This is a genomic window from Microcystis sp. LE18-22.4A (assembly GCF_027531105.1).
GTDB classification, from domain to species: Bacteria; Cyanobacteriota; Cyanobacteriia; order Cyanobacteriales; family Microcystaceae; genus Microcystis; species Microcystis aeruginosa.
In genome coordinates, this window is sequence record NZ_JAPZRB010000540.1 from 1 (window position 1) to 2934 (window position 2934).

Below are 2934 nucleotides of genomic sequence, written 5' to 3' on the forward strand. Positions count from 1 at the left end.
CTCAATTGTCTATCTTTTGGTATTAACCTGTTTGTGCCTTAAGTCCTTCCCTGTATGGATTTCAGCTACTTTTGAGCGTAGGCGCTCTCATCGAATTTTATTTTAAGTTAATTATTTGCATAACAATTCCCGAAGAGCCCTGATAGTTCATGTTTTAATGCTTCTGGTTTTCCTAATCCAGAAAAAGGCTCTCTTTGAACATCTTTAATAAGGCTGACAATTTTAGCGTCAACTTTTTTGTCTGCGAGCGCCCATTGGTTAAACTCATCAAAACTTCGGGTTAGAAAGGCGACTTTCCTGATCAGTTAGCAGCATCTACATAAATATAACTATCAGGATTTTTCAGAGATTCTCTTGCCTCTTGGAGATGTTGACGGTTAGCTTCTGTGGAAAGCAGATAGTCCGTTTCATCCATTTCAGCAGCTTCTTTAATCAATAAAATGGGAGCATCTCACCTTTGTAACCCCTAAATCAGGTTTTATGTCAAGCTATTTTGAAAGCCTTGCTAGAAACCAGTTTTAGGGACAAGTATAATTACTCGCTTGCATAAATGAGATGCTCCCAATAAAATAATAAAATCGCTTCGACAACTGTTCCTTCTGGTAAGTCGAGGGGAGGTAAACTAAGTTGACCATTTTTGATGATTGTTTGGTATTTTAGTGCATTCATATAATTTTGCTATTCTTGAGATTTTGTTAATTATAGCAGTTTCAATGATAACTTGGATATTCTCGTTTCTGTATAGTCTTACCTCGTTGCAAGGGATGCCCTTGTAACACATTTCCAGAGGTTCTAGCTCTTGTGTAACCCATCAGGGAAGGGAGGAATATCCTCCCTTTTCTCATGCCAAGGTAGAACCTTGGCATGAGAAAAATATAAAGATTTTATTAAATTGTATTTGTAAGTACAACTTTGGATAGGAAAGTGTGTTCATTAACAATGCGCCAGTCTTTGGTCTTAGGTAGTGCGGTGTCTTAACCCAAGCGAGAAAACGGCGATCGCCGTTAACCTGACAGACCAGATTGGAAGCTGGTGCTGATGATCTAGGATTATTTGCCGATTAATGACTCTTTGGGGAAATTAGAGGAGAATACCGGGCCAGCAATTATGGATTTTAACAACTGTCCCCGACCTTTATTTTTTATTCTCAAGCGATGTCAAAGACCGGATTGAAACGTTAGTAGTTATAATTGTTTAGCACTCGATCAACAGGATTGATTTCTACTTTGAAGAAAATGAAGATAAAACACGCGATTAATTGGCATAAATTTCTGACTTTTCTAATTATATTGGGCTTAATGGCTTTTTATAATAATTTTACCCCGCTCGCTTGGATATACCTTGCCCTACACGGAACTTACGGTCTGATGTGGCTGATCAAGGATAGATTATATCCAGATCAACAATGGGAAAAAGAAATACCGTTGGCTATGGGAATATTTACCTTTATCGTTCTCGGTTTGTATTGGGCTGCCCCTTTTATTATTGTTAGCGGGAAGGTCACGGCCGCCGCTCCTTTAATATCCGCAGCCATAGCGATCAATATTATGGGGGTATTTCTCCATTACGGTAGCGATGCCCAAAAGTATTTTACCCTTAAATATAGGGAAGGATTGATCACCGAAGGTTTCTTTAGTCGTAGTCGCAATCCCAACTATTTAGGAGAGATTTTAATTTATCTGAGTTTTGCCCTGTTAGCCCAACATTGGCTCCCTTTTCTGATTTTGGGGGGATTCATCGCCGGGGTCTTCATTCCCAATATGCTTAAAAAAGACCGCTCCCTCTCCCGCTATCCTGAATTTGACGCTTACAAAGCGAAATCCGGATTGCTATTACCCAAGCTAATAAACTCCCGTCTGGATGCTCGCCAATCCACTCAAACCTAAGCAAAGTTAAGGTCTTTCTCTGAAACCGCAGGGTGCGCTATTAAGTTTCATTTAGGGGGAGCATCTCATTTATGCAAGTGAGTAATTATACTTGTCCCTAAAACTGGTTTCTAGCAAGGCTTTTAAAATAGCTTGACATAAAACCTGATTTAGGGGTTACAAAGGTGAGATGCTCCCCATTTAGGGGGTATTGTAAAGTTTCAATACAAATATAGTCAGATATAGTCAAGCATGGTAATATATAGATATGAAACTATCAGACTATGCAAAAAAAACAGGAATAAGTTATCGAACGGCTTGGAGGTGGTGGAAACAAGGAAATTTAACAGGTTATCAATTGCCTTCTGGTACAATTATCATAACGGATGACAACCATTCAAAACCCGACTTGATAGCTTGCATTTATGCAAGAGTTTCCAGTGCCGAAAATAAAGACAATCTAGACAGACAAGCTGACCGATTAAAAGATTATGCTGTTGCCAGAGGCTACAAAATCTACAAAGTTGTCAAAGAAGTAGGCAGTGGATTAAACGATAATCGCCAACAATTAGCCAAAATTCTAGTTGACCCCAATTATAATGTTTTAATTGTTGAACACAAAGACCGTCTAGCCAGATTTGGGACTAATTATCTAGAAATCTTGTTAAAAGAACTAGATAAAAAACTGGAGGTTGTCAATCAAAGTGAGGAAAATCAGGATGAGTTGATGTCAGATTTAATAGCGATTATCACCTCTTTTTGTTCTCGAATTTACGGATTAAGAAGGTCGAAAATAAAGACAGAAAAGATTATAGCTGAGTTAAAAGACAACGGACAATAATGTTAGTAGCAGAAAGACACATTATCAAGAAAGGACATCGATTTTGGGCTGAGATAGATAATTTATCTTGGCAGTCTAAAAATCTCTACAACTCAGCCAATTATTTAGGGTCTGCTGAAAAAGTTTTTCCTGGGGGCAGGGTGTGGGGTGTGGGGTGTGGGGTGTGGGGTTTTACCGGTTTTGAGGGGGCCAATTACCTAATTTTCAGGGAAAAAGTCCAGGAATTTT

The 2934-nt window shown here is 38.8% G+C and carries 3 protein-coding genes and 2 pseudogenes; 3 read left to right on the forward strand and 2 right to left on the reverse strand.

What is annotated here, in order from left to right:
- Positions 1 to 131: 131 nt before the first annotated feature.
- Positions 132 to 302: pseudogene (locus O9295_RS23005) on the reverse strand (type II toxin-antitoxin system YoeB family toxin); the annotation flags it as partial.
- Between the two features lie 232 nt (positions 303 to 534).
- Positions 535 to 669 (reverse strand): hypothetical protein, encoded by a 135-nt coding sequence (locus O9295_RS23010; protein ID WP_288035615.1) that lies wholly within the window; start codon positions 667 to 669, stop codon positions 535 to 537.
- Between the two features lie 566 nt (positions 670 to 1235).
- Between O9295_RS23010 and O9295_RS23015 the strand changes: the two genes are divergently transcribed.
- The 3 genes and pseudogenes from O9295_RS23015 to O9295_RS23025 all read left to right on the forward strand — a co-directional run.
- Entirely contained in the window at positions 1236 to 1886 is a 651-nt protein-coding gene (locus O9295_RS23015; RefSeq protein WP_002758219.1) for a methyltransferase family protein, read from the forward strand.
- A 241-nt stretch (positions 1887 to 2127) separates the two neighbouring features.
- Positions 2128 to 2706, forward strand: coding sequence for an IS607 family transposase (locus O9295_RS23020; RefSeq protein WP_502846519.1), 579 nt, complete (start codon positions 2128 to 2130; stop codon positions 2704 to 2706).
- A pseudogene (locus O9295_RS23025) lies at positions 2706 to 2934 on the forward strand (hypothetical protein); the annotation flags it as partial. The gene O9295_RS23020 and the pseudogene O9295_RS23025, both read left to right, overlap by 1 nt.